This is a genomic window from Paenibacillus sp. FSL H7-0331 (genome assembly GCF_001956045.1).
Genome location: NZ_MRTH01000043.1, coordinates 25,825 through 51,595 on the forward strand (window position 1 = coordinate 25,825; position 25,771 = coordinate 51,595).

Sequence of the window (25,771 nt, forward strand, 5' to 3'; positions counted from 1 at the left end):
AAATTGATATCAAGATTAGATTGGTGTAATATAAATTAAGCAATTTACGATATGGAAATAACCCTTATAATTTAATATATGTGCACAATGCTTTGTTCAAGTTATTAACTTCCCTCATATGGGGTTAATATAGGGTATTGAGTGTTTTAGGTAAGCAGCTTTTTGTTTCTAATAAACATTAGAGTGGAGAGATATGTCAATGACACCTGGCGAAACTAAGCGCGGGCCGTGGGAGGCCTACTTTGGTCCCAACCTGGGTTACCTGTATGAACAATATGATCAATACGTAATCGATCCTGATTCCGTGGAGGCTACCTTCCGGGAACTGTTCGATCTTTTTGGTGCGCCACCATCTGAGTCTGCATTTCATGCTGAACAAGCAAGCGTTCCTTCAAGAGCACCCATGCAGTCGGGCACCTCTCAGGAAGGTCAGTTGGCGTTAATGAGAAAAGTGGTTGCCGCTGACAGACTGGTTTGGAATATTCGTACCTACGGGCATTTGGCTGCAGATACAGATCCGTTGGGCTTGCGTGCACCGTCGGATACAAGAATTTTGGAATCGGCTACTTATGATTTGAGCGAAGCGGATTTAAAAGAAATTTCGGCATCCCTGATCTGGGAAAACGCGCAGGGTGCTGTCGTAAGCGGCTTGGATGCGATCCAGCGTCTGCGTGAAATTTATACGAAAACGATCGCCTATGAATTCAGTCACGTCCATGAGCAAGAGGAACGGGAATGGCTCAACAAGCAGGTGGAGTCGAATACATGGCCCACGCCGCTCGCCGTGGAAGAACGCAAGTCGCTTTTAAAGCGATTAATTCAAGTTGAGCAGTTTGAGCATTTCCTGCAAAGGACCTTTGTTGGACAAAAACGTTTTTCCATAGAGGGTCTGGATGTTCTCGTGCCGGTTGTTGATGAGATTGTCAACCGCTTTACGAAGGATGGAGCCAGCCACATTCTGATGGGAATGGCGCATCGCGGCAGATTGAATGTACTTACGCATGTGCTTGGCAAGCCTTATAGCAAGATTTTTTCAGAGTTCCATCATTCACCGAACAAAGATTTAATTCCTTCCGAGGGCTCTATGGGAATCAATTTTGGCTGGACAGGTGATGTTAAATATCATTTAGGTGCTTATCGTTCGGTTACGGACGGCGAGAAGGGCGAGACCCGCTTGACGCTGGCGAACAATCCAAGTCATCTGGAATATGTCAATCCGGTTGTTGAGGGCTTTACACGTGCCGCTCAGGATGATCGCAGCTTACCGGGATTCCCTCAGCAGGATGTTAGCAAAGCGGTTACGGTCTTAATCCATGGCGATGCAGCTTTTCCGGGTGAGGGTGTTGTTGCTGAAACCTTGAACTTCAATAATTTGTCGGGCTACAGCAACGGGGGCACGATCCACATTATTGCGAACAACCGATTGGGCTTTACGACTGAGAGCTCCGATTCACGTTCGACTCATTATGCCAGTGATTTGGCCAAAGGCTTTGAAATGCCGATTGTCCATGTTAATGCTGACGATCCAGAGGCTTGCGTAGCTGCCATTCGATTGGCTAGTGAATACCGTATCCGTTTCAAAAAGGATTTTCTGATCGATCTGGTGGGATATCGCCGTTATGGACATAACGAAACCGATGATCCGGAAGCGACACAGCCGATTATGTACAATAAAGTGCATAAACATCCGACTGTAAGTGAAATTTATGCGAATAAGCTGAAAAATGAAGGTGTTGTCGCACAGGATCAGCCGACCCAGATGAAGCAGGATGCGTTGAAGGTCATGCAGGATGCTTACGACCAAGTGAAGAGCAACGAAGGTAATGGCAAAGAGAACAATTTCAGTGAGCATTTTGGAGATCTGATCGATCCAACGACACTTCCGACAGCTGTTCCACTGGAACAATTGCAGGCTATTAACAAGGAGCTATTGAACTTTCCCGCCGACTTTCAGGTGTATCCAAAGCTGCAGCGCATATTGGAGCGCCGCGCCAATGCGTTGGAGGCTAACGGAAAGGTCGACTGGGCGCTGGCGGAGACACTGGCTTTTGCCACTATTTTGGCTGAAGGCAAGCCGATTCGTCTAAGCGGTCAGGATTCTCAACGCGGTACATTTGCCCATCGGCATTTGATGCTGCACAATCCTAATACAGGGCGCACCTATTCACCGTTGCATCAGATTCCACAAGCCAAGGCTTCGTTTGCGATTCATAACAGTCCGTTATCCGAAGCATCAGTGCTTGGTTTCGAGTATGGCTACAACGTGTTTTCACCGCAAACGCTGGTAATCTGGGAAGCGCAGTATGGTGACTTTGCCAACGCGGGTCAAGTTATATTTGACCAGTTCATCTCTGCAGGCCGGATGAAATGGGCGCAGAAATCAAGCTTGGTTGTGATGCTTCCACACGGCTCCGAAGGTCAAGGACCAGAGCATTCCAGCGCAAGGCTGGAGCGGTTTTTGCAGGCTGCTGCAGAAGACAACTGGACTGTAGCCAATCTGACCAGCGCGGCTCAATATTTCCATCTGCTCAGACGTCAAGCTGCGATTACCGAAAGCGAATATGCCCGTCCATTGATTTTGATGGCTCCCAAAAGTCTGATTCGTAATCAACGCGTGGCCTCGCCAGGCATTGCTTTCAGTGAAGGCTCCTTCCAAAGCGTGCTGGAGCAAACGGGTCTCGGAGAACAGCCGGATCAGGTGAAGCGTCTGATTTTGTGCAGCGGTAAAGTAGCGATTGATCTGGAGGATGCTGTTGCCGAACAGAAAGATCTGGAATGGCTGCATGTAGCTCGTGTCGAACAGCTATATCCATTCCCAAAAGCTGAGTTGTCCGCGATTATCGAGCGTTTTTCCAATCTGGAGGAAATTATCTGGCTTCAGGAAGAGAACAAGAACATGGGCGCATGGACCTATATGGAGCCGCGTATTCGTGAGCTGCTGCCAGAGGGAGCTAGCTTGCGTCATGTAGGCAGACCGGAACGGGCTAGTACGGCCAGCGGTTATCAGAATGTTCACAGCTTCGAACAGCAGCGCATCCTTGCTGAAGCGTTGAAGCCGATGGAAGTTAATAAAGAAATGATCGCGGTATTAGGCGAATAAATAAGCGGAGTAGCCGCGGGATTCAGCATGATAGATGAATCAGAATAGGTACAACAAATACGGGAGGCGCTAGCTGCAATGGATATTAAAATACCGGAACTGGGAGAATCCATCACGGAAGGAACAATCTCTTCCTGGATGAAAAAAGAAGGGGATTCCGTTAAATTCGGCGATTTGCTGCTTGAATTGGAAACCGATAAAGTAAATTTGGAGATCAATGCTGAGTCTGATGGCGTTTTGTCAAAAATTAACAGACAAGCCGGTGAAACAGTACAGGTTGGCGAGAGCGTTGGTGTCATCAGCGCAGGCCAGGCAGCAGACGCACAGTCACCTCCGGCACAACAACCAGCGGCTACTACACCATCCCAGTCAGCTCCGAATGAAGCTGTCCAAGCCTCAGCAGGCGCAGGTACAGTGAATAAGGAAGCAGCTGACTCCAATGGTACTTCCACCGAAGAGGAAGGTCCTTACACTGCTTCTCCATCCGTGCGTAAGCTGGCGAGAGAACGGGGAATCGATCTGAACCAAGTGCGCTCTGCTGGTGGAATTGACGCCAATCGGGTTTCACGCAGTGACATCGAAGCCTACTCCTCTACGGGATCATCAGCAGGCAGTGCATCGCCAGCTGCTGCACAGCGACCACCGGTACAGGCTGAGAAGCGTGCTGTTGTTGAAAACGCAGCTGTGGATGCCTCGAAACCGACTGAACGGAAGAAAATGTCCAGACGTCGGGTGACAATCGCCAATCGATTAGTAGAAGCACAGCGTACTGCTGCCATGTTGACCACGTTTAACGAAGTCGATATGACGGCAATCATGGATGTCCGTAAGCGCCGCAAGCAATCGTTCCAGGAGAAGAATAACGTAGGTCTCGGTTTTATGTCGTTCTTCACCAAAGCGGTTGTGGGTGCGTTAAAAGCTTTCCCTCTATTGAATGCAGAGATCGAAGGGGAAGAGATTCTCGTTAAAAAATATTATGATATCGGAATCGCGGTAGGAGCGAAGGAAGGTCTGGTCGTTCCGGTAGTACGTGACGCGGATCGACTGAGCTTTGCCGAGATTGAACGCAATATCGGTGAGCTGGCTGTTAAAGCACGTGATAACAAGCTATCGCTGGCTGACTTGCAGGGCGGTACGTTCACAATCACAAACGGAGGCGTGTTCGGTTCGCTTCTGTCGACACCGATTTTGAATACACCACAGGTCGGTATTCTGGGTATGCATACGATCCAGCGGCGTCCTGTAGCAGTTGGCGTAGATGGAATCGAGAACCGTCCGATGATGTATTTGGCGCTTTCTTACGATCACCGAATCGTTGACGGCAGTGAAGCAGTACGTTTCCTGGTGACGATCAAGCAGCTGCTTGAGGATCCGGAAGCACTACTGCTGGAAGGCTAAGCCGGCTTCAGGCAAGTCATTCATAATATGAACAAAAACCGTTTAGAGGCGCAGCGCTCTGAACGGTTTTTGTGTTTTCAGGGTTTTCATGGACAAGCTCATAGGCATAGTTACATTCCATGGCATGTCCACTATTTCTCTGTTTATTTTTGTACCGGAGCCCGCACCTTTAAGGTCACTTCGATGTTGCCGCGGGTCGCTTTGGAGTACGGACACACCTTGTGGGCCGCCTCCGCAAGCTCCATGACCTGGGCTTCTTCAAGACTTGAGACGGTAACCTCCATCTCTACAGATAAATGGTATTGTGTGCCTTCGCTATGAAGTGTGACATGTGCGGTAACCTGTGAGTTGGAAGTGTCGATGCTTTTGCTTTTGGCGATGCTCTTAAGAGCGCTGTGAAAACATGCGGCATAAGCCGCTCCAAATAGCTGCTCAGGGTTCGTTCCTGCCGCCTCGCCCTCATTAGGTGTACCGACCTTTAGATCGAATTGACCGTCTGACGTACGAACAAAGCCGTTTCTTCCGCCATGTGATGTGACATGAGCCGTATACGTTGATCCCATCATGATCTCTCCTTTCATCGTTTCGAACAATCCTTAGTAGCGTGTCCCAATCATTTTACCTTGCATGGTATACATACCCTTTGGCCCAAGGAATGAACCGCGGCTGAAGATACAATGTTGGCAGGTGTCGCACCGTTTACATGGTTATGTTATGATGAAAGCGTTTGAATGACTTGAGGGAGGAAATCGTTGAATGTCATACTTATCCGTAAGTACATGGAGTTTGCACCGTCTGCTGGGCCCGCTTCGTTGGACCGTTTGGGATGCTGAGAAAGGTACACATCAGATCAAGGAACAGGAGCAGCCGCAAGTTTTGAGTTTGCTTGAATTACCTGCAGAAGCCGCACAACGGGGATACCAAGCCCTGGAAGTATGTCATTTTCATTTTCCTTCGACGGAGCCCGATTATTTGGCAACCTTGCGTCAAGCTTTTATCACGGCTGGGTTATCGTTTGATACCTTGTTGTTGGATTACGGGGATTTAACTGCACAGGATGAAACGCGACGGGAAGCTGATTTTAATTTGATACGCAATTGGATCGATATCGCAGCGGGTGCCGGGGCGAAGCAAATCCGTGTAATTGCCGGTGAAGCTATGCCTACAGACGAAGAAGCGATTCGGCAGTCAGCAGCCTCACTTCTGGAGTTGGCAGAGTACGCAGCAGGCCAAGGGGTATGTGTCGTTACTGAAAATTTTCGTTCGCTGACCTCAACGGGGGCCAGCTGCACGCGGCTTCTTGATCATACTGGTGATCAGGTTGGGATGATTACGGATTTCGGAAATTTCAATCCGCCGACCAAATATGATGAGTTTGGTATGATCCTGCCGTATAGCGTTTCGGTCCATGCTAAAGCCCATTATGATGAACATGGCATGCCGGATGAGGCAGAGTTTCACAGCTGTCTGGAAACGGTACGAGCAGCAGGCTGCAACTGTGCGATCGTTCTAATTTATGACGGTCCTGGCGATATGTGGGAAGGACTGGAGCGAATTCGACGCATTGTAGAGCCATACCTGTAACCCTTAACGGGGGCATACTTACCCAGACATTACTAGGTTAATCCATTGTAAGCCCTTTCGCAAATCATAAAACCTTTCTATAATGGACATAACGTCGCTTATGAAAATCGTTTGCTGCATACTCGAAAATTGCCATGCTCAGTTTTGATAAAGCAACACTCTAAGGAGGAATTATGAATGAATGTGCGTTCATTGGGTAAAACCGGTTTACGGGTTAGTGAATTATGCTTGGGCTCGATGACCTTTGGAGCTGCAGCGAGTCAGGAAGAAAGTTTTCGAATGATGGACCGTTTTGCTGAGGTAGGCGGTAATTTTATCGATACAGCCAATGTGTACTCGCAGGGTGCTTCGGAGGAGATTGTCGGTAAATGGCTGTACAGCCAAAAACGCGATGATTACGTAATTGCGACCAAGGTTCGTTTTCCAATGGGAGAGGGTCACAACGAGAACGGGCTTAGCCGTAAGCATATACTAGCCTCTGTAGAGGATAGCCTAAGACGTTTGGGTACGGACTACATTGATTTATACCAGATTCATGCCTGGGATTTGTTAACTCCACTTGAGGAAACCTTGAGTACGCTGAATGATTTGGTTCGCAAAGGAGTAGTTCGCTATATCGGGGCCAGTAACCTACGGGCGTGGCAGCTGCAAAAGGCAATCTATACGAGCCGCCAGAACGGCTGGGAAACTTTTGTCAGCCTTCAGCCACAGTACAATCTGCTCTGCCGTGCAACGGAGTATGAGCTGCTGCCGCTATGTGCGAATGAGGGTATTGGTGTGATCCCTTGGAGTCCGCTTCGTGGGGGTTGGCTCAGTGGCAAGTTTCGTCGTGGACAACAGCCTCAGGAAAATACCCGTGTAGGAACCAACAAGGAAGTATGGGATCGTTATAATAACGAATTTACATGGAATATTATCGACACCCTGCATGCAATTGCTGAGGAAGCAGATAAATCTCCTGCTCAGGTTGCGCTGAACTGGATGCTTAGCCGCAATGTCATTACAGCACCAATTATTGGTGCACGGAATGTGGAGCAGCTGGATGATAATCTGGGCGGCAGCGGCTGGTATTTAACGGAAGAGCAGATCACTCGTTTGGATGATGTCAGTGAACTACCTGTCAGCTATCCATACGATTTGGCTGCCGAGAACCAACAAAGAAGAGGCCGTGCACCGATAGTTACCCGATTAAGCTAATAGAGGATACTTAATGGATATGGTAATTTGGTAACGGCATCCTCTGCCTATGGATGGATAACTCCGATCCAATAGTTCTTGATATCGATAGGCAAATGAATGACAAGCTTTCCTGAGCCTCGGCAGAAGGAAAGCTTGTTTGCTTTCTTGATCTATGAGATAGGGTTACTGAACCTTATGATCGCTATACACAAAGGTTTACACACCCGGATAAGAGTGCTACCATTTACTTTGTTAATTATTAATGAAGCGTTTCATTGTATCCTTAGATGGGCTAGACTTCATAAGATCGGGCATTAAGGAGTGAATGCAAGTGGAAATGTGGAAACGGAATTTATGGCTTCTGTGGGTCGGGTGCTTTATTACATCGGCCAGTTTTTCGATGGTGATTCCTTTCTTGCCTCTGTTCCTGCTTCATATTGGTGTTCAGGATCATATTGAAATGTGGTCAGGGCTCATATTCAGTTCTGCTTTTTTGGCAGGTGCTATTGCTTCACCCTTCTGGGGGGCGATGGGTGACAAGTACGGACGTAAGCCGATGATTGTACGTGCCGGTATTGTGCTTTGTGTGATTTATTTGCTGACTTCGTTGGTAACGAACCCCTATGAATTACTGGGACTTCGTATTTTGCAGGGGCTGCTCAGCGGGTTTATTCCGGGTGCGATTGCTCTGATCGGAACAAACACGCCGGAAGACAAGGTAGGCTATGCGATGGCCACCATATCCACCTCAACGGCTACAGGCGGTATCATTGGGCCCTTGTTGGGCGGTGTGATTGCCAATTTGTTTGATAGCCGCGTAGCTTTCGCAAGTGCTGGTGTGCTGGTGCTGATGAGCGCCTTGCTGGTATTGCTTTGGGTAAAGGAAGAAAAGGTGGTACGAAGCAAGGAGCGCAGCTCGATAACCGGGTCCATGCGCATGGCTGTACAGAACCGACCGTTCCTGACCTTGCTTGGCATAACGCTGATTACCCAGTTTTCCATAATGACGATTGAACCTGTGCTGCCATTGTACATCGTACAGATCGGCGGGTCTGTGAAAAATGCATCGCTAATGGCGGGAATTGTTTTCTCGCTGGTGGGTATTGCGGGTATCCTGTTTGCTTCGCGATGGGGCAAGCTGGCAGACAAAGTGGGTTTCCATAAAGTGTTGATTATTGGTCTGATCGCCGGTGGATTAGGCAATCTGGCGCAAGTTCTGTTTCATGGAATTTGGGGCTTCTCGATTATTCGCTTTGTGTATGGGGCCTTTTTCTGTGCGGTGTTCCCGGCATTGAATGGACTGGTTATCCGGACAACACCTGCAGACTTTCGTGGGCGGGCGTTTGGGCTTAATCAGACGGCAAGTATGCTGGGAGGCATGCTGGGGCCGCTCGTAGGGGGGTATATAAGCGGCATCTTCTCGATACACAGTGTATTTTGGGTGACGGGTCTGCTGCTGCTTTGTTCAGCTGGTGCTGCGGTATGGTCGCAAAATAAATCAACAGCCGCACACTCCCAGGGAGCTTCAGGGAGCCTGTAATAGTTAAAGAAATGATTGCAGGCGGCTGCGGAGAGTAGACGGTAGCGGTTCATCCAGCAGGCTGTGCACGATTTCGCGATTCGCACCTTTTTCAGTTATATAGCTGAATAGCAGCTCGGCTTTAGAATCGCGTTTCATCAAGGTGTAGGCTGCTGCCCAGATTTCGGGGCTTCCCATGTTGAGGCTTTGCCAGGTGCTTGCAACCCAAGTCGGCAGCTGACATATTCCTGATTCACTGTGAATGGCATAGCGGCCTATGATATCGACAGGCAGATCGTTATCCTCTACAGACAACCGGTAGCTGCTGGCAAACGGATAATCACCGCTTGGCAAGCTAATAAAGTCGATGTCCTGCAAGGCTTGAGCGACAGCTTCATAGGAAGCCTCCGTCGTTAAGTCCCAGTCTCTGACTCGTTCCGTAAGTCCCAGAGCGTATAACAAACCGCTTCCGCCTGTTGCATAGGTAATTCCAGCTGCATCAAACCGCTGTGTGATTTGCTGAACAGATGCTAGATTCATTGTTCAATTGACTCCTATCTCATATCTCATATTTGTATGTTCACAGTCTATAGATTCTATGATACCTTGATAATCATAACAGCCAAGCAGCCTCAAAGCCACTCAGGTGGTAGGGAGACGCTTGGCTGTTATCATTTTATTCAAGAGTGGTGAGATGCTCCCGCATAAAGGTCAATGTCTTGGCAAACGAGTCCTGAGCCGGCTCGGCTCGGTAAGAGGCGCGTGTGTCATTGGCAAATGCATGCGGAGCGCCTTCATAGATCCGATAGTCAAATGCCTTGCCCTGCTGTTTCATCGCTTCAGCAAAGGCCGGAACCTGGTCGGTGATACGAGTATCTAATTCACCGAAGAAACCGAGCACAGGGCAGTTCAGCTGTGCAACCTGCTCCGCCTGCGGCAGGTTGCCGTAGAACACGACCGCGCCGCGCAGCTCGGCGTCGCGCGTGGCCAACTGGGCGGATAACATCCCGCCCAGGCAATAACCCACCGCGGCGACTGGACGCCGCCGCGACCCACTCTCGTACTCGCGCAGAAAGCCTGCGCTTGCCTCGAGCACAGCCACATACGCAGCCGCCTTCGTACCGGCAGCGAAGATCAGCTCCAGCGTCTCGCCGATGGCTTGACCCTGCGCCTCGGGCAGAGCGTGAAGCGCCGCATCTCGCGCTTGTGGGTCACGCCATGCTGCCGGGGGCAGTGTATCGAGAAACCGCTTCGCGTCCTCGATACGCTGCTCCTGCAGCTGGGGCGGTTTGCCGCCGGCCTGGTGAAACAGGTCTGACGCAAATGCGATAAAGCCGGCCTGCGCGAACCGGCTCGTTAAATCCTGGATATGGGGGTCGACACCCCATATTTCCTGAATAACCAGGACCGCAGGCTTCGCAAGCGGTGCCGGACCTTCAGGAAGCACCAGATAACCCGAATATTGCTGATGATCACCATACTGTACCCATTCACCCTGCAGACCCATACGCGTACACACTCCTCTTTTGAGTTGGTAATGGACGGCGTTGCGGCCGCCTTTACCTTCAGAATAAGCGAGTAGGGCTGGGAATACAAGCCATCGATTGTTAAACAATTTTGATGCATCGTTTGAAATGGGGAGCCATTAGGGTAAGAAATATAAGCAGGTATGCCGCATATCAGCATACCGTGCCAATCCTAATGACCGGAGGTACAGAGAATGGGACAATATATTCAGGTTGATGACAAGGTTAAGATATATGTAGAGGATATCGGTGAAGGGACCCCTGTGTTGTTTATTCACGGCTGGCCTTTAGATCACACCATGTTTGAATACCAATTTATGCAGCTGCCACGTCAGGGCTATCGTTGTATCGGGATCGATCTGCGCGGCTTCGGCCGATCTGACAGCCCGTGGGAGGGCTATTCCTATAATCAGCTGGCTGATGATATCCGGGTGGTTATCGATGAGCTTAAGCTGGCCAACGTGGTTCTGGCCGGATTTTCATTGGGTGGTGCGGTTGCGATACGATACATGTCCCGCCATGAGGGCCATGGTATTGCCAAGCTGCTGCTGATGGGCGCCGCGGCACCTTCGTTCATCCAACGCAACAACTTCCCGTTTGGAGCTCCTGAAGAGCAGATCGAAAAGCTGATGCTCGCTACACTTGCAGACCGTCCGCAGATGGTAACGGATTTCAGTAAAATATTTACTGACAAAGGTGGCAGTGCGAGCTTTGAGGATTGGCTCCACCAGCATGCTGTAGGTGCTTCGGCACAAGGTACCCTGCGGGCGCTGGAATCGCTACGTGACGAAGATTTACGCGGCGATCTGGCAAGCATCAGGGTACCTACCGCTATCTTTCACGGAGAGAAGGATCAGATTTGTTCCTTCGAGCTGGCCAAGCTGACGGATCGCGGTATTGCCAATTCCAGACTGGTCGTTTTCGAAGAAAGTGGACACGCCATGCTGTTCGATGAGCCGGACAAATTCAGTGAAGAGCTGACCGGATTTTTGGCAGATCATTCGACTAGTCGTTCCACCAACGCTTCAGATCTTCCCACCATGATCTACCCTTCGGTTTAGCAGGGGCAATGCCGTCCTTTTTCGCAGGCTGCTCTGTGCAATACGTAGTAGGTTCTGTACCCTGGACAAAAGCCTCAGGTCGCGACTTGGGGCAGTCCTCGTTGGCAAGCTTGCCACTCACGGGATCAATATTGACAGTCACCACGCCATCCGGGACCGGAAACAGCTTCGGTGGAACCGATTCTAACGACCGCTCGGTGAATTCAGCAAAAATCGGCGCCGCGACATGAGACTCTAACGTACTGATATTACGATCCTTGTCATAACCGACCCAGACGGCCGTAGAGAGCTCAGGTGTATACCCGACCAGCCAGGCATCGGTATTGGTTGTGCCGGTTTTACCAGCTACGGGCCGTTTGATCACGGTTGATACCCGGTTGCCAGTACCCCCTTGCTCGAACACACTTTCCATCAATTGGGTCATGACATACGTATACGGAGGCTCGATAACCTGCTCTCGTTTGGGCTGGGCTTCATAGAGCACCCGTCCGCTGCGGTTCTCAATTTTCAACACCGCTGTAGGTTCAACACGTACACCGCCATTGGCGAATATGGCAAAAGCCGAAGCCATCTCGAACGGACTGACGGGGAAGGTTCCGAGTGCTAATGAAGGCAACGGCTTCATCGGACTGGTGATGCCCATTTTGCGTGCCGTCGCGATTACATTTTCTGCTCCTGTTTCGATAATCGAATGTACGGCAAATATATTATCTGATTTGGCAATTGCCTGCCGCAGATCAATCCAGTTGTAATAGACGCTGCCAAAATTATTGGGCGTATAGCTCTGTCTGCCATTATCGTAGGTGAAGGTAGTCGGCTCGCTTTTGAAGCGAGTAAGCGGTGTGAATTGCTTTTGCTGCATTGCGGTCACATACACGATCGGCTTGAATGCTGAGCCGGGCTGACGTGTAGTAGCGAACACGCGGTTAAACTGGTTGTCCGCATAGCTTCGCCCTCCAACCATCGCGCGTACGTAACCATTACGTGGATCGATAGCGATCAGCGCTGCCTGCATGTCCCCATACGGCTCCATTTGAGCGGCGACGACCTCCTCGGCGATCTGTTGAGCCGAACTGTCCAGCGTGGTGTACACCCGAAGTCCGCCTTCATCAAATTGCTCCTCCGTAATGCCATACTGCTCGGTAGCCAGACTTCGCACATAATCTCGGAAATAACCGGCAATCGCTGGTTTACGCGGCTCAAGCGTTAGAATATTCAGCTTGACCTTGCCGGCATCATCGGCCTCCTGCTGCGTGATCATGCCTGCTGTTGCCATGGTCTGGAGTACCGTTTGCTGCCGTTCCATCGCGCTCTTCAGATCATAATAAGGTGAAAAATAACGTGGACCTTTGGGAATACCAGCCAGCATGGCGCTTTCCGCTAATGTTAAATCAGCCGCATCCTTACCAAAAAACAGCTTGGCCGCAGCCTGAATGCCATAGGTGGAATGCCCATAATAGATTTGATTCAAATACTCGTCCAAAATTTCATCCTTGCTCATTTGCAGCTCCATCTGCACGGCATAATACGTTTCCTTGAGCTTCCGGGTCCATGTGCGTTCGTGCGATAAGTACAGATTGCGTGCCAACTGCTGTGTAATCGTACCGGCGCCCTGAACCTTGGACATGTGCTGTATATTAACGACCGCAGCGCGTGCGATCCCTTTCAAATCAAAGCCAACATGATGATAAAAGTTCCGGTCCTCAATAGCCAGTGTCGCCTGGATCAGATAGGGGGATATTTCCTGGAGGGTAACGCTTTGGCTGTTCTTACCACCATTCAACGTATCCAGGACTTGCCCGTGAATATCATAGATTTCGGTCGCAGGCGCCATTTTCGATACAGGAAGCGCTTGGGAACGCATGTATAAGAGTGCTACAAAGAGTACAGCTGCACAGATCAAGACAGTCGAGAATGTTAACGAGCAGACCATTTTGAAGCGCCGAAAGCCGTGGAGACCTGTTTTACTGTCGGAGCTTTGCTGCTCGGCACGGGAGGGGCGGTTACTGGGCTCTTGAGACACGGTCATCCATCCTTTCGGTTATTTGCGATTCGGTGTGCCTATAACACCAGTATGGAAAAAATCGCAAACTGCTAATCATCGGAAACCGTTATAATGTTAATTTATTTTGAACACGGCGCCTTTGGGCCGTTTAAGGTTGCATTTTCGAGTAGATACACTATAATACAACTTGACGCATAGCTATTGGCTGACGAAGCCAATCGACCCGGATTTTGGGGCTATATCGGCTTGAGATTCGTAAACAAGAAAGGTGAGATGAACATGGAATTATGGTACACAGAGAAACAAACGGAGCAGTATGGGATTACCGCGAAAATTCGCGAGACGCTTGTAACGGAGAAAACCGATTTTCAAGATCTTGCTATCATTGATACAGTTGAATTTGGTCGTATGCTCGTATTGGATGGTATGGTCATGACGACCGTTAGAGACGAGTTTGTTTATCATGAAATGGTGGCGCATCCTGCGTTATACACGCATCCGAATCCAAAGCAGGTGCTGATTGTAGGCGGCGGCGACGGTGGTGTTGTTCGTGAAGTGATGAAGCACCCAGGCGTGGAAAAAGCGGTTCTTGTCGATATCGATGGCAAGGTTATCGAATATTCCAAGCAGTATTTGCCGGAAATTGCCGGTGAGCTGGACAATCCTCGCGTAGAAGTCATTGTTAACGATGGCTACATGCATATCCACGATCACAAAAATACATACGACGTGATCATGGTCGATTCGACCGAACCGGTAGGACCAGCGGTTGAACTGTTCAGCAAAGGCTTTTATCAAGGAATTTACGAATCTTTGAAGGAAGACGGAATCTTTGTTGCACAAACAGATAACCCTTGGTTTAAAGCCGATCTGATTCAGAGCGTAAATCGCGACGTCAAGGAGATTTTCCCGATTGTCCGCGTTTATTGTGCAAACATTCCTACTTACCCAAGCGGTTTGTGGACTTTCACAATGGGCAGCAAAAAGTATGATCCCCTGCAGGTTGATGAAACGCAAATTCCTGATATCGATACTAAATATTACAGCCCTCGACTGCACAAAGCGGCTTTTGCACTGCCGAAATTTGTTGAAGATCTGTGTAAGTAAGACATTTGAACTGAAATATCGGTTTTGAATCTGTCGGCATGTACCCAGGTGGGTATATGCAAGCCTACTTAGCCGATTGCTGTTGGAGCAACCTGCTTCCTCGCAATCGGCGAAACTGCTTATTTTAATGAAGGAAGTGTGAAGCATGCGTTTGGATCAAGCCTATTCCGGCAATGTATTTATATTAAGCTCCGATAACTATGAATCTTCCCGTGCTGTTATTTATGGTATGCCAATGGACTATACCGTCAGTTTCCGACCTGGTTCCCGTTTTGGACCGACACGGATTCGCGAAGTTTCGATTGGATTGGAAGAGTATAGTCCTTATTTGGACAAAAGTCTTGATGAAATGACGTATTTCGATGCGGGCGATTTGCTGCTTCCCTTTGGTAATGCAGCGCGCAGCTTGGAAATTATTGGATATTACGTGCGAGGCTTGCTGAAGGACAATAAATTCCCGCTAGGCCTGGGCGGTGAGCATTTGGTATCATGGCCGGTGTTCCGTGAAATGTATGCCAAGTATCCCGATCTGGCGATCGTTCATTTTGATGCCCATGCTGACCTGCGTGAGCAGTATGAGGGGGAGCCGTTATCCCATTCCACGCCGCTTCGTAAAGCAGCAGGCTTGATCGGGGGGCGCAACATTTATCAGTTCGGTATTCGTTCCGGCTCACGTGAGGAATTCCAATATGCGCGTGAACATATTAATTTTCACCCGTTTGAAGTGCTTGAGCCATTGAAAAAGGTGCTTCCGGAGCTGGCTGGTCGTCCGATTTATTTAACTATCGATATTGATGTGCTTGACCCTTCCTGCGCGCCAGGCACAGGTACAGCCGAAGCTGGCGGCATCACCTCCAAGGAACTGCTGGCTGCGATCCATGCCATGGCTGCTGCCAACCTGAATGTAGTTGGTGCTGATGTCGTTGAGGTAGCTCCCGCTTACGATCCGACAGAGCAAACCCAGATTGTGGCTGCCAAGCTGATCCGTGAAATTTTGCTAGGGCTTGTGAAGTAGCTTTACTTGATTCAAACATGTCCAGACGGTTAGTTTGGAAGCATACAGCAAACAGCCTGCTTCGTCCTAGTGCGGAACAGGCTGTTTGCTGTATTGGGGTGGGATTCGATCTCAGAGGGACTTATGTATTCGACAGTAGACACGGTATACACAGTATGGATCGGATTTAACCGCTTCGGAGTGTAAATACGCTTAGCTCTGGTCGGCAGAAGAAACGGATTGGCAGCACGGATACGCCAATACCTCGGTTCGTGTACACCTGCAGCTTGCCATCGCCAAGTGAGTAATAGCCATCTGGATATTTGGAGCCATAAGCAGGGGTAAACAAGTGTCCGTAGAAAGGCAGACGAACCTGCCCGCCGTGACTGTGACCGGATAGCTGTAAATCGATCGAATGCTTCAGAGCTATATCTGCAAAATCAGGACAGTGCGAAAGCAGCAGCGTAAACGCATCACTCGGTACATCGTGAAGTGCTTTTGGTAGATCAGGCTTACCATCCCACATATCATCGACACCGCTTAACCAGATCGTTGACTTTTCGCGTTTTAGGGGAACAGACTGATTCATCAACAGAGCGAAGCCGCTGTCCAGCAGTATGCGCTTTATCTTTTCGGTCTCCTTGCCATAGTAATCATGGTTACCAAGCACTGCGCCTTTACCAAGAGGTGCCTTCAAACGAGAGAGTACTTGTACAGCAGGAGCAGCATCGCTGCCAACCGTATAATCAAACAAATCACCTGTAAAGCAGATCAGGTCCGGCTGGAGTGACTGGATATGATCTACCAATTCATTCAACTGCTCAACCGTGTAGTGAAAGCCAAGGTGGACATCGCTGAATTGGACCACACGCATGCCATCAAAAGCAGAGGGCAGCCTCTTCAACTGTATAGTTATCTCCTTTGTATAGAGCCAACGGGGCTCCGCAAATCGGGCATACGTATATCCTGCAGATGGTGTTAGAATGAGACCCGCCAGCATAAATAAGCATTTTTTCATAAAAGCTCTCCGGTTCATATCAGCATTCATCCGTTCATTTTAGAAGTGCGTTATTCCTAAGCTTACTGTTTGGTTGGGGCGGACTTATAAGTACTGCGACTTCTCTCAGTGTGACACCCGATTGCTCGTGTTTTAAACCGGATGATATCGATTCTGTATCTATAGCAGTCGATGAATGCTGCGGAAGGCGCTTGGCGTGATCCCTTCTTGGCGCTTGAACAGCTTAATAAAGTAACTGCAGTCCTCGTAGCCGACTTGACGGGCAACCTCGCGAACCTCCAGCTCCAGCGGCTGCAGCAGTAGTTCCTTGGCTTTACTCAGCCGATAACGAGTGAGATAAGCAATCGGTCTTATGCCCATCGTTTGTTGAAATAACAGACACGTATGCTGGGGAGTAACTCCAAGCTTATCGGCTATTTGCTGCATGGTGATGGGCTGATCGAAGCTTTCTTCTATGAGAGCAAATACAGGTGCCAACTGCTCCATGTGCTGCTGCTTGGAGCGCACCTCTGAAGATGAGGCATGCAGGAACAAATCGAGCAGTAATTCATAAGCGAGGGCAGAGCATTCTGCGCTGCGCAGCGGATTCTGTGATTGCAAGATGGATAGGATCGAATGCATGACAGCGAGCGTTACATCGGGATTGGGTAAATAAAGCACTGTAGAAGCCTGTACCTGCATGGAGTCCAACAGACTGGTCATGCAGGCTCCATTAAAGGTAACCCAGCGCACCGTCCATGGTGATGTGATGGGTTCATATTCATGCATAACGCCAGGGAATAAGAGCATTCCTTGTCCTCTGTGCACCGTGTGAATTTTCCCGTCGACCTTTAATTGCCCGGTACCGTTCAAGGTTTGAATCCATTGATAGTCCGGGAAACCGTGCTCCCGCTTCATCATATTTTGATTGTGCCAGCCGCCTGCTCCCGTTACATACACAGGCAGCCGCATCTCCATCTCGGTCATAACGCCAAATATATTCATCGTCATCTGCCGTGTCCTCAATTCCTTAAGCATATTCTTATGGTAACAATAAAATAACAGTAATGCCAACACCCTCCCAAACCCACCCAAACCCACCCAAACCCTCCCTATAGGGAGGGCCCCAAAGGGCGCTGCCCTCTGGACTCCCATAGCCGTGTGCAGGGTTTAGTGGTGTTGGCTCGCTTTCGTCCCTACGGGACACGCTTAACTGTTGGTGTGAGGGAGGATGGAGTGAGTGTGGAGGGTTTGACTCGCTTTCGTCCCTACGGGACACGCTTTACTGGAGGTGTGAGGCGGATGGAGAGACTGTGGTGGAATGGGAGTCGCATCGTCCCTGTGGGACTCGCTTGGTTGTGATGGGCTATGTACTGCTTACTAAGCAATCAAGAATTCGACAGATACCGGAGAGCTGCTTTCTCAGAGGTATTAAACGTTTGGTGAATAAAGAGCGAAGCGGCCAAATGGTCCTGGAGAAGCGATAGCGTTCGCCTTTGTTTCCATGCTTTTACCTCTAAATGTCTTATACAATCAAAAAAATAGGGGAACAACAGCGATCGGAAGGATATTTGGCCGCGCAGTGGGTCATATTCATCGGACTTTTAACTTGCTGTTATCATCATAAGTTTGAATAATTTGCTTTCGTTCGCTAGACTAGGATGTACAAACATGCAGCTGGCTGCGGTTATGATTTAGGAGGACATGATGAGTCAATCCATACAAGTGAGCATACAAATAGAAAGTCGCATAGATGATGATCCTGTCACCCGCCATAACGTGGAGGGCGATCTGTATCCAAAGGGGAATCATTACTATCTGCGATATAAGGAAGCAGATCCCGAGATGGCGGGGACGTCGACATTAATCAAGCTGGAAACAGGGCTTGTCCGAATTATTCGGCAGGGCAATGTGCGCTCAGAGCAAACCTTTGTTGCCGGGCAGCGGCTCAAGGGTTATTACGACGCGCCGCACGGCAAGCTGGAGTTGGAAGCAGATACCCAACAGTTAAACGTACAATTGGAACATGGGCTGGGTACTGTGGATTGGAGTTATGAACTATTTGTTATGGGAGAAAGAGCCGGGGCCTATCGGCTGCGGCTGATTGTAAGTGCCAAGGCATAGAGTGTTATTTCACAGCCGTTTTTGGTTTTATCACGGCGTTAACGGCTCTGAGCGCATGGACTTCCCGAATACTCATGCCGGGCTTTATCAACAGGCGGGCATGTCTTTTTACTATCGACTTGATCTGAGTAGGATTCAATCCGGGTTTTCGGGAAAGCATGAGCGCAACGACACCGGACACATGGGAGGTTGCCATCGAGGTACCACTGAGCTCGTGATATTTGCCTTTTAACCAGGTGGAGTATATTTTTTCGCCTGGTGCGTAAATGTCGATGGTTTTGCTGACGTTGCTGAAAGGTGCTATTTTACCACGGCGGGTCGAGGCTCCGACAGCAATCACCTGCCGCAGGCGGGCTGGATAATCGATAATTTTTTGCTTGCCCTCATTGCCCGAGGAAGCGACCACGATAACACCGGATCGGAAAGCGTGCAGAACGGCGAGCTCCAAAGCCTTGCTGTAGGTTTTCATTCCAAAGCTCATATTAATAATATGAATTTGATTTCTGACACACCAATCGATACCACCAATAATGTCAGACACAAAGGCACTCCCTTGGTGATCAAAAGCTTTAACCGGATGAATGATAGCTTGCGGCGCTACACCAACAATGCCTTGCTGGCGGCTTGAAGCGGCGGCGATCGTACCAGCGATATGGGTGCCGTGTCCGTTATCGTCATTTGGCAATAAATGTCGATTGACCAGATTGACTCCATACGAAAGGCAATGGCGTAAATCAGGATGCGAATAATCGGCCCCGGTATCAATCACCCCTACCCGAATACGATCTCCCTTCGATTTGCTCCATGTTTGAGGCGCGCGAATATGTTTAACTCCCCAAGGGACGCTTGGCGCATGGCTGTGCGCTGTACCGCTCGATGGCTGCACCGCATTGACGACCTTAATGGCATGAACACTCATGATCCTATCGGTTTCGATGGATTTTATATAAGGGATGGACGGCGGTTTGGTTGTTGTGTTCAATGTACAGGAAATGGCATTAATGATAGCGAGCGGTTGAATATCAGGTAAGGGAACGGAGTTTTTGGTGGCAGCGTTGAGCTCCCGGATACACGTACAATAATCACGACGGCTTGAGAATCGGATGATATGCTTACAGTCGGCGTTTTCGGTGTCCTGCACGGCTGCTGCTTCCAGCCAATTGATAAAAGTGGATGATTTCAATAGTCATCGGCCCTCCTGCACATCGTAAATGCCCTACCTAATCTTATGAAAAAAAATACGATATGGCATGTGCGTATAGCCTTGTAGAAATAAATGGGTCATCACCCGTGTCAGAAAGCAACGGACATCATACGATACATAGAGAGAATCCCAAGGTTCTCTTCCCTTTCTCCATAAGGGCAGTAGGGCGGACGCTGTTCAAGTCCCCACGGATACAGTCAGGGCGAAGGGTTTTCCCTTCGCTTTTAAAATTTACAAGGGACACCCCTGAAGCAGTTGCTTTTTTACATAAAATAAGGTTTACTATTAGGAGTATAAGGGAACATGCAGTTAGGTTTGTGAAAATGTTCGAGGGGATGTGCTTGAATGAGTGCGCAGTACACTCTAAAGGTCGGTATGGATAAGGCGAAAGAAATGCCAATGGTCGACCTAGCATTTGAAGTATTGAGAGCAGCGAATACACCTTTTTATTATCGTGACCTGATGGCGGAAATTTCAAAAATTAAAGGTCTGTCTGAAGAGGCAGTGATGCAGGTAATCGCTCAATTATATACGGAAATCAATATCGATGGCCGATTTGCTTGTGTAGGATCGAACCTGTGGGGCTTGAAGCGCTGGTACCCGATCGAGAAATCGGAGGATACAGTGGGTAGTGGCAAACGTCCACGTATCATTAACGATGAAGACGATGATATGGACGACGATGACATGTTTGCCGAAGAAGAAGATGTATTTGTTGAGGAAGAGGATTTCGATTCCTTCGATAAACCGGCTGAAGAAGATTTTGAAGCTGAGGAAGAAATCGAAGAAGAAGGCGAGTTCTTGCCCGAAGAAGAAATCGATGAAGATGATGATAGTGATGATGAGGATCTGGATGAAGACGGCGATATTGAGACCGATCTGGACACGCTTATTGAGGAAGAGCTTGAGGATGACGAAGACGAGGAGAAATAATTCGAATCGTGACCATCTACTTGACAGCAACCCTTCGATGAGAGTAAACTATCTTCTGGGCTTTTGAAAAAGCTATTCAATTATGACTATAAAGTGCCCCGCTTTTGCCGGGGGACTTTTTATTTTTTTTTGAACCAATTTATGGGAAGTGTTTGCTTTAGTTTGCCAAAAACCAAAGTTAAGCGTGTCCGACAGGACGAAAGCGACCCGAATACAACACATTATCATCAACAGTCAATGCGCTAACGTTAAGCGTGTCCCAACGGGACAGAAGCGAGTACAATACACTGCAGTCTGGATCCGAGTTGGGAGTCCAGAGGGCACAGCCCTTTGGGGCCCTCCCTGTAGGGAGGGTTTGGGAGGGTACAAACTTAAGGGAGGTATTACATACATGACGAAGTATATATTCGTTACAGGGGGCGTGGTTTCCTCACTGGGAAAGGGCATTACAGCGGCATCGCTCGGAAGGCTACTCAAGAACCGCGGATTAAAAGTAACGATCCAGAAGTTTGATCCTTACATTAATGTTGACCCGGGAACGATGAGTCCCTATCAGCATGGTGAGGTGTTTGTAACCGACGATGGCGCAGAAACGGATTTGGATTTGGGTCATTATGAGCGTTTTATCGATATTAATTTATCCAAGAGCAGTAACGTGACGACCGGTAAAGTGTACTCTTCCGTTATTACCAAAGAGCGCAGAGGCGAATATTTGGGCGGTACGGTGCAGGTTATTCCACATATTACCAATGAGATCAAGGACCGTGTTTTCCGTGCAGGCCGTGAAGCGCAATCCGATGTCGTTATTACCGAGATTGGCGGCACAGTTGGCGATATCGAGAGCTTGCCGTTTATTGAAGCCATTCGTCAAATTAAAAGCGATATAGGCCGGGATAACGTGATGTATATTCATGTTACACTCATTCCTTATCTGAAAGCGGCCGGCGAAGCCAAAACCAAGCCGACACAGCACAGCGTGAAGGAACTGCGTGGTCTGGGTATCCAGCCGCATATTATTGTATGCCGCACTGAGCATTCACTGGGAGAAGACATGAAGCGTAAGCTTGCGCTTTTCTGTGATATCGACACCAATGCGGTTATTGAATGCCATGATGTGGACACGCTGTATGAAGTGCCGATGATGCTGCGTGAGCAGGGCATGGATGATATCGTAGTTAAGCATCTCGGATTAACAAGCAATCCACCGGATATGACCGAATGGGAAAATCTTGTTCATCGCGTCAAATCTTTAGAGCATACGACTGAAATCGCAATCGTGGGTAAATATGTTGCTTTGCATGATGCTTATTTAAGCATTGTTGAAGCTTTGGGACACGCTGGCATTGATTGTAATACGGAAGTGAAGATCCGATGGATTAACGCGGAGGATGTTTATGATCACAATGTAGCGGAGCTGTTCCAAGGGGTCCAAGGTATACTCGTACCCGGAGGCTTCGGGGACCGCGGGATTGAAGGTAAAGTATCGGCTATCCGCTATGCGCGGGAAAACAATGTACCGTTTTTTGGCATTTGCTTGGGCATGCAGGTTGCTGTCATTGAATATGCACGCAGCGTGCTGAATCTGGAGGGCGCTAACAGCTCCGAGATTAATCCGGCAACACCTTATCCGGTCATCGATTTGCTGCCGGAGCAAAAAGATATTGAGAACTTGGGCGGTACTATGCGTCTTGGTCTTTACCCATGCAAACTGGTGGAAGGATCTCTTGCCATGCAGTGCTACGACGATGAGCTTGTGTACGAAAGACACCGTCACCGGTATGAGTTTAACAATGAATATCGTGAAGTAATGGAAAAAGCAGGCTTCCGGATCAGTGGTACATCGCCTGACGGACGTTTGGTTGAGATCATTGAATGCCCGACGCATCCTTGGTTTTTGGCTGTTCAATTCCATCCGGAATTTGCTTCCAGACCGAATCGTCCGCAGCGTCTATTCAAGCATTTTGTCGAAGCCGCTTTTTCATTATCCCGAGTTTAATATATAATTATGCCCAGATGGTAAGCATAGAACATCCTTCGACAGCATATATCCAACTATAGCAAGTAACAGCGAAACTTCAGCACACCAACTGTACACGATGTTCAGAAAATGCATGAAATGTAAAACATTTCAACTTTTTCGAAAAAAGCAGCAGGAATCTCGATATTTATATCGAATTTATCTTGATATGCTCGATGGGACAGGCCGGAATTCCGACAATCACGATCGTGGACTTGGGAGGCTGTATGGATGAAGAAGTTACTCATTGTAGATGATCAGAATGGGATCAGGATCTTATTGACGGAGGTATTCAGTACCGAAGGATACCAAACTTATCAAGCGTCGAACGGCAAGCTCGCACTGGAAATTGTCAGAACTACTTCTCCTGATTTGGTTTTACTGGATATGAAAATTCCAGGTATGGACGGATTGGACATTCTCAAGCACATTAAAAGTATCGACGCTTCGATCAAAGTCATTATGATGACAGCTTATGGCGAATTAGATATGATCAAAGAGGCAACGGATCTGGGTGCAATCATGCACTTTACGAAGCCTTTTGATATCGATGAGCTGCGGCAGGCGGTTAACATTCATTTGGGGAAGCCGAGGAATAGCTCGTATGCAGTGGGATCCTGATTACAGGGTCTCTTTTTTTTCTTATGACTATGAAAACGAAGCAGCTTGGTTATCATTTGAATTAAACTATGATATAATAACGCAGTATGACAGAAGAGCGGTCTTTGATACTTGACTCGGTCAATAACTACTAGGAGGAAGAAACATGCCATTAGTTTCAATGAATGAATTATTGCCAAAAGCAAAAGCAAACAAGTACGCAGTAGGGCAGTTCAATATGAATAACTTGGAATTTGCTCAAGCGATTGTAGATGCGGCTGAAGAATTAAAGTCTCCTTTTATTTACGGTGTAAGTGAAGGGGCTTTGAAGTATATGGGTATCGAGTTTACTGTAGCCCTTGCGGAAGCAGCAGCAAAAAAATCCGGCTTGCCAATCGCACTTCATTTGGATCACGGCAGCAGCTTTGAAGTAGCAATGAAATGTATCCGCGCAGGTTTCAGCTCGGTTATGTTTGATGGCTCCCATCATTCTTTCGAAGAAAACATTCGTTTGACGAAGGAAGTTGTTAAAGCAGCGCGCGCAATGGGCGTATCCGTTGAGGGTGAGCTCGGTACGATCGGCGGCGTGGAAGATGACATCAGCGTGGACGAGGAAAATGCAAGCTTGGCTAAACCGGAAGAAGCGATTCGTTTCTACGAAGAGACTGGCGTAGATTGCTTGGCTATCGCGGTAGGTACTGCTCACGGTATGTACGCTGGCGAGCCTAACATTCGTTTCGACATTATTCAAAAGGTGGCAAGTGCAATTCCTGTACCTGTTGTACTTCACGGCGGATCTGGCGTACCTGATGAGATGATTCGTCAAGCAATCGCTGCTGGCGTAGGTAAAATCAATGTTAACACCGAGAATCAAGTAGCGTGTACGGATGCCATTCGTGAAGCACTCAATAAAGACGCGAAAATCTACGATCCTCGTAAATACCTCACTCCTGCCCGCAAAGCTATGGTTGAAGTCGTTAAATCCAAAATTCAATTGTTCGGAAGTTCTAACCAAGCTTAATGTCTCCAATAGGAAATGCATCGTCATGGTGCGTTTCCTTTCTATATGCATAGTACCCACCTGGAATTACCGCCCTAAATCAGTATGTAAAGCTTGACAGCAGTCATTTGGAGGGAAGATAAACGAATGGAGAAATTGATGGTCACCGGAGGTCGTCCCTTGCGGGGAACGGTCCAAATCAGCGGTGCCAAGAACAGCGCGATAGCGTTGATACCAGCTGCAATTTTATCGGAAACAACCGTTACCTTAGATAATTTGCCGGTATTGAGTGATGTTGCCATTTATTCGGAGTTGTTGGAAGAATTGAATGCACCTGTGATTTGGCAAGGGGATCAGATGATTATCGATCCGAGCGCATTGCGATCCAAACCTATGCCTAATGGAAATGTTAAGAAATTGAGAGCTTCGTATTATTTAATGGGAGCGCTGCTTGGTCGTTTTGGAGAAGCAACAATTGGTTTACCTGGGGGATGCAATTTTGAACCGCGTCCGATTGATCAGCATATCAAAGGTTTTGAAGCATTAGGAGCACGTGTGAGCACCGAGAATGGGTCTTTGCACATTCAAGCCAAAGAGCTCCGCGGAGCGAAAATTTATCTCGATGTGGTTAGTGTTGGAGCTACAATTAATATTATGCTGGCTGCTTCTCGGGCCAAAGGCGTCACTTTGATTGAAAATGCGGCAAAAGAGCCTGAAATTATAGATGTTGCTACGCTATTAAATTCCATGGGTGCGAGAATCAAAGGAGCAGGAACCGAAACCATTCGTATTGAGGGTGTGGATTCCATGCATGGCTGTCGTCACTCGATTATTCCCGATCGGATTCAAGCTGGAACCTATATGATCCTTGCAGCTGCAACGCGAGGGGATGTTGTCGTGGACAATGTTATTCCGAAGCATTTGGAAGCTATCACGGCCAAATTGCAGGAGATGGGTGTTGAGATTCAGGAAATGGACGAATCCATACGCGTCATCGGTAAGCCCGAGTATGAGAGTGTGGATGTCACAGCGCTTGTATATCCAGGATTTGCTACTGATTTGCAATCACCGATGACAAGCCTCCTGACACAAACGAAGGGTACCAGCATTCTGAGTGATTATGTATACAGTAATCGCTTCAAGCATGTTCCCGAGCTAACCCGGATGGGTGCCAAAATTAAGGTTGAAGGGCGTTCCGCAGTTATTGAAGGCGGTCAGCTTAGCGCAGCCAAAGTGAAGGCTACTGATTTGCGTGCGGGAGCAGCACTTGTGATTGCAGCACTGACAGTTCCTGATGGAGTCACCGAAATAACAGGCGTCGAATATATCGATCGTGGTTATGATCATTTGGTCAGCAATCTATCAAGCTTGGGCGCAGAGGTTTGGCGTGAGCAGGATTAGTATCGTATAGTCTCTACTTTTT

The 25,771-nt window shown here is 48.5% G+C and carries 21 protein-coding genes; 14 read left to right on the plus strand and 7 right to left on the minus strand.

Going from position 1 to position 25,771, the window contains the following annotated elements; translation table 11 throughout:
• Nucleotides 1-199 precede the first annotated feature (199 nt).
• A complete protein-coding gene (locus tag BK127_RS35275; protein ID WP_076237195.1) occupies nucleotides 200-3,100 on the plus strand; it encodes a 2-oxoglutarate dehydrogenase E1 component in 2,901 nt (966 codons plus the stop codon).
• A gap of 78 nt (nucleotides 3,101-3,178) precedes the next feature.
• The gene (gene odhB / locus BK127_RS35280) at nucleotides 3,179-4,498 is read left to right on the plus strand and encodes a 2-oxoglutarate dehydrogenase complex dihydrolipoyllysine-residue succinyltransferase (RefSeq protein ID WP_076237196.1); all 1,320 of its coding nucleotides are present in this window, start codon (nucleotides 3,179-3,181) and stop codon (nucleotides 4,496-4,498) included.
• A gap of 143 nt (nucleotides 4,499-4,641) precedes the next feature.
• Here the strand turns inward: odhB and BK127_RS35285 are convergent, their stop codons facing one another.
• Complete coding sequence (locus BK127_RS35285; protein WP_076237197.1) at nucleotides 4,642-5,061, minus strand: organic hydroperoxide resistance protein; 420 nt, start codon at nucleotides 5,059-5,061, stop codon at nucleotides 4,642-4,644.
• A 193-nt stretch (nucleotides 5,062-5,254) separates the two neighbouring features.
• Between BK127_RS35285 and BK127_RS35290 the strand changes: the two genes are divergently transcribed.
• From BK127_RS35290 to BK127_RS35300, 3 genes are all read left to right on the plus strand, one after another.
• Nucleotides 5,255-6,082: a sugar phosphate isomerase/epimerase family protein gene (locus tag BK127_RS35290; protein WP_076237198.1), complete on the plus strand. Its 828-nt coding sequence runs from the start codon at nucleotides 5,255-5,257 to the stop codon at nucleotides 6,080-6,082.
• A 177-nt stretch (nucleotides 6,083-6,259) separates the two neighbouring features.
• A complete protein-coding gene (locus BK127_RS35295) occupies nucleotides 6,260-7,279 on the plus strand; it encodes an aldo/keto reductase (protein ID WP_076237199.1) in 1,020 nt (339 codons plus the stop codon).
• Nucleotides 7,280-7,592: 313 nt separating this feature from the next.
• A complete protein-coding gene (locus tag BK127_RS35300) occupies nucleotides 7,593-8,801 on the plus strand; it encodes an MFS transporter (protein ID WP_076237200.1) in 1,209 nt (402 codons plus the stop codon).
• Between the two features lie 3 nt (nucleotides 8,802-8,804).
• Here the strand turns inward: BK127_RS35300 and BK127_RS35305 are convergent, their stop codons facing one another.
• Both BK127_RS35305 and BK127_RS35310 read right to left on the minus strand, forming a co-directional pair.
• Entirely contained in the window at nucleotides 8,805-9,320 is a 516-nt protein-coding gene (locus tag BK127_RS35305; protein WP_076237202.1) for a hypothetical protein, read from the minus strand.
• A 136-nt stretch (nucleotides 9,321-9,456) separates the two neighbouring features.
• Nucleotides 9,457-10,287 (minus strand): dienelactone hydrolase family protein, encoded by an 831-nt coding sequence (locus BK127_RS35310; RefSeq protein ID WP_076237204.1) that lies wholly within the window; start codon nucleotides 10,285-10,287, stop codon nucleotides 9,457-9,459.
• 213 nt (nucleotides 10,288-10,500) lie between these two features.
• Between BK127_RS35310 and BK127_RS35315 the strand changes: the two genes are divergently transcribed.
• Nucleotides 10,501-11,367: an alpha/beta fold hydrolase gene (locus BK127_RS35315; RefSeq protein ID WP_076237206.1), complete on the plus strand. Its 867-nt coding sequence runs from the start codon at nucleotides 10,501-10,503 to the stop codon at nucleotides 11,365-11,367.
• Here BK127_RS35315 and BK127_RS35320 read toward each other — a convergent pair.
• Nucleotides 11,312-13,396, minus strand: a complete 2,085-nt coding sequence (locus BK127_RS35320) for a transglycosylase domain-containing protein (RefSeq protein WP_076237207.1) — start codon at nucleotides 13,394-13,396, stop codon at nucleotides 11,312-11,314. The two genes, BK127_RS35315 and BK127_RS35320, sit on opposite strands and share 56 nt — an antisense overlap.
• A gap of 255 nt (nucleotides 13,397-13,651) precedes the next feature.
• On the opposite strand from BK127_RS35320, the gene speE reads away from it, so the two are divergent.
• Together speE and speB are read left to right on the plus strand one after the other, a co-directional pair.
• Nucleotides 13,652-14,479 (plus strand): polyamine aminopropyltransferase, encoded by an 828-nt coding sequence (gene speE / locus BK127_RS35325; protein WP_076237209.1) that lies wholly within the window; start codon nucleotides 13,652-13,654, stop codon nucleotides 14,477-14,479.
• A gap of 145 nt (nucleotides 14,480-14,624) precedes the next feature.
• Complete coding sequence (speB, locus tag BK127_RS35330; RefSeq protein ID WP_076237211.1) at nucleotides 14,625-15,494, plus strand: agmatinase; 870 nt, start codon at nucleotides 14,625-14,627, stop codon at nucleotides 15,492-15,494.
• 166 nt (nucleotides 15,495-15,660) lie between these two features.
• Here speB and BK127_RS35335 read toward each other — a convergent pair whose 3' ends face one another.
• Both BK127_RS35335 and BK127_RS35340 read right to left on the minus strand, forming a co-directional pair.
• Nucleotides 15,661-16,491: a metallophosphoesterase gene (locus BK127_RS35335; RefSeq protein ID WP_256711594.1), complete on the minus strand. Its 831-nt coding sequence runs from the start codon at nucleotides 16,489-16,491 to the stop codon at nucleotides 15,661-15,663.
• 159 nt (nucleotides 16,492-16,650) lie between these two features.
• Nucleotides 16,651-17,481 carry an AraC family transcriptional regulator gene (locus BK127_RS35340; protein WP_076237247.1) on the minus strand — a complete coding sequence of 277 codons (831 nt, stop codon included), beginning with the start codon at nucleotides 17,479-17,481 and terminating at the stop codon, nucleotides 16,651-16,653.
• 696 nt (nucleotides 17,482-18,177) lie between these two features.
• Between BK127_RS35340 and BK127_RS35345 the strand changes: the two genes are divergently transcribed.
• Entirely contained in the window at nucleotides 18,178-18,594 is a 417-nt protein-coding gene (locus BK127_RS35345; RefSeq protein ID WP_076237215.1) for a YwiB family protein, read from the plus strand.
• Between the two features lie 4 nt (nucleotides 18,595-18,598).
• Here the strand turns inward: BK127_RS35345 and BK127_RS35350 are convergent, their stop codons facing one another.
• The gene (locus tag BK127_RS35350) at nucleotides 18,599-19,777 is read right to left on the minus strand and encodes a S8 family peptidase (protein ID WP_083689848.1); all 1,179 of its coding nucleotides are present in this window, start codon (nucleotides 19,775-19,777) and stop codon (nucleotides 18,599-18,601) included.
• A 366-nt stretch (nucleotides 19,778-20,143) separates the two neighbouring features.
• Between BK127_RS35350 and rpoE the strand changes: the two genes are divergently transcribed.
• The 5 genes from rpoE to BK127_RS35375 all read left to right on the plus strand — a co-directional run bounded on the left by rpoE (nucleotide 20,144) and on the right by BK127_RS35375 (nucleotide 25,749).
• The gene (rpoE, locus tag BK127_RS35355; RefSeq protein WP_076237217.1) at nucleotides 20,144-20,731 is read left to right on the plus strand and encodes a DNA-directed RNA polymerase subunit delta; all 588 of its coding nucleotides are present in this window, start codon (nucleotides 20,144-20,146) and stop codon (nucleotides 20,729-20,731) included.
• Nucleotides 20,732-21,122: 391 nt separating this feature from the next.
• Nucleotides 21,123-22,727 (plus strand): CTP synthase, encoded by a 1,605-nt coding sequence (locus tag BK127_RS35360; protein WP_076237219.1) that lies wholly within the window; start codon nucleotides 21,123-21,125, stop codon nucleotides 22,725-22,727.
• A gap of 252 nt (nucleotides 22,728-22,979) precedes the next feature.
• Nucleotides 22,980-23,369, plus strand: a complete 390-nt coding sequence (locus BK127_RS35365) for a response regulator (RefSeq protein ID WP_076237221.1) — start codon at nucleotides 22,980-22,982, stop codon at nucleotides 23,367-23,369.
• Between the two features lie 145 nt (nucleotides 23,370-23,514).
• On the plus strand, nucleotides 23,515-24,369 hold the full coding sequence (fba, locus tag BK127_RS35370) for a class II fructose-1,6-bisphosphate aldolase (protein WP_076237223.1): 855 nt from the start codon (nucleotides 23,515-23,517) through the stop codon (nucleotides 24,367-24,369).
• Nucleotides 24,370-24,495: 126 nt separating this feature from the next.
• Nucleotides 24,496-25,749, plus strand: a complete 1,254-nt coding sequence (locus BK127_RS35375; RefSeq protein ID WP_076237225.1) for a UDP-N-acetylglucosamine 1-carboxyvinyltransferase — start codon at nucleotides 24,496-24,498, stop codon at nucleotides 25,747-25,749.
• The last annotated feature ends 22 nt before the right edge of the window (nucleotides 25,750-25,771 follow it).

Bases quoted from the DNA above. Each gene is read 5' to 3' on its own strand.
- BK127_RS35360 (WP_076237219.1), top strand. From the start codon at position 21,123: ATGACGAAGTATATATTCGTTACAGGGGGCGTGGTTTCCTCACTGGGA.
- BK127_RS35320 (WP_076237207.1), bottom strand. From the start codon at position 13,396: ATGACCGTGTCTCAAGAGCCCAGTAACCGCCCCTCCCGTGCCGAGCAG.
- odhB (WP_076237196.1), top strand. From the start codon at position 3,179: ATGGATATTAAAATACCGGAACTGGGAGAATCCATCACGGAAGGAACA.
- BK127_RS35340 (WP_076237247.1), bottom strand. From the start codon at position 17,481: ATGACGATGAATATATTTGGCGTTATGACCGAGATGGAGATGCGGCTG.
- speE (WP_076237209.1), top strand. From the start codon at position 13,652: ATGGAATTATGGTACACAGAGAAACAAACGGAGCAGTATGGGATTACC.
- BK127_RS35345 (WP_076237215.1), top strand. From the start codon at position 18,178: ATGAGTCAATCCATACAAGTGAGCATACAAATAGAAAGTCGCATAGAT.
- speB (WP_076237211.1), top strand. From the start codon at position 14,625: ATGCGTTTGGATCAAGCCTATTCCGGCAATGTATTTATATTAAGCTCC.
- BK127_RS35290 (WP_076237198.1), top strand. From the start codon at position 5,255: ATGTCATACTTATCCGTAAGTACATGGAGTTTGCACCGTCTGCTGGGC.
- BK127_RS35275 (WP_076237195.1), top strand. From the start codon at position 200: ATGACACCTGGCGAAACTAAGCGCGGGCCGTGGGAGGCCTACTTTGGT.
- BK127_RS35310 (WP_076237204.1), bottom strand. From the start codon at position 10,287: ATGGGTCTGCAGGGTGAATGGGTACAGTATGGTGATCATCAGCAATAT.
- BK127_RS35295 (WP_076237199.1), top strand. From the start codon at position 6,260: ATGAATGTGCGTTCATTGGGTAAAACCGGTTTACGGGTTAGTGAATTA.
- BK127_RS35285 (WP_076237197.1), bottom strand. From the start codon at position 5,061: ATGGGATCAACGTATACGGCTCATGTCACATCACATGGCGGAAGAAAC.
- BK127_RS35365 (WP_076237221.1), top strand. From the start codon at position 22,980: ATGAAGAAGTTACTCATTGTAGATGATCAGAATGGGATCAGGATCTTA.
- BK127_RS35315 (WP_076237206.1), top strand. From the start codon at position 10,501: ATGGGACAATATATTCAGGTTGATGACAAGGTTAAGATATATGTAGAG.
- BK127_RS35335 (WP_256711594.1), bottom strand. From the start codon at position 16,491: ATGAAAAAATGCTTATTTATGCTGGCGGGTCTCATTCTAACACCATCT.
- BK127_RS35375 (WP_076237225.1), top strand. From the start codon at position 24,496: ATGGAGAAATTGATGGTCACCGGAGGTCGTCCCTTGCGGGGAACGGTC.
- fba (WP_076237223.1), top strand. From the start codon at position 23,515: ATGCCATTAGTTTCAATGAATGAATTATTGCCAAAAGCAAAAGCAAAC.
- BK127_RS35305 (WP_076237202.1), bottom strand. From the start codon at position 9,320: ATGAATCTAGCATCTGTTCAGCAAATCACACAGCGGTTTGATGCAGCT.
- rpoE (WP_076237217.1), top strand. From the start codon at position 20,144: ATGAGTGCGCAGTACACTCTAAAGGTCGGTATGGATAAGGCGAAAGAA.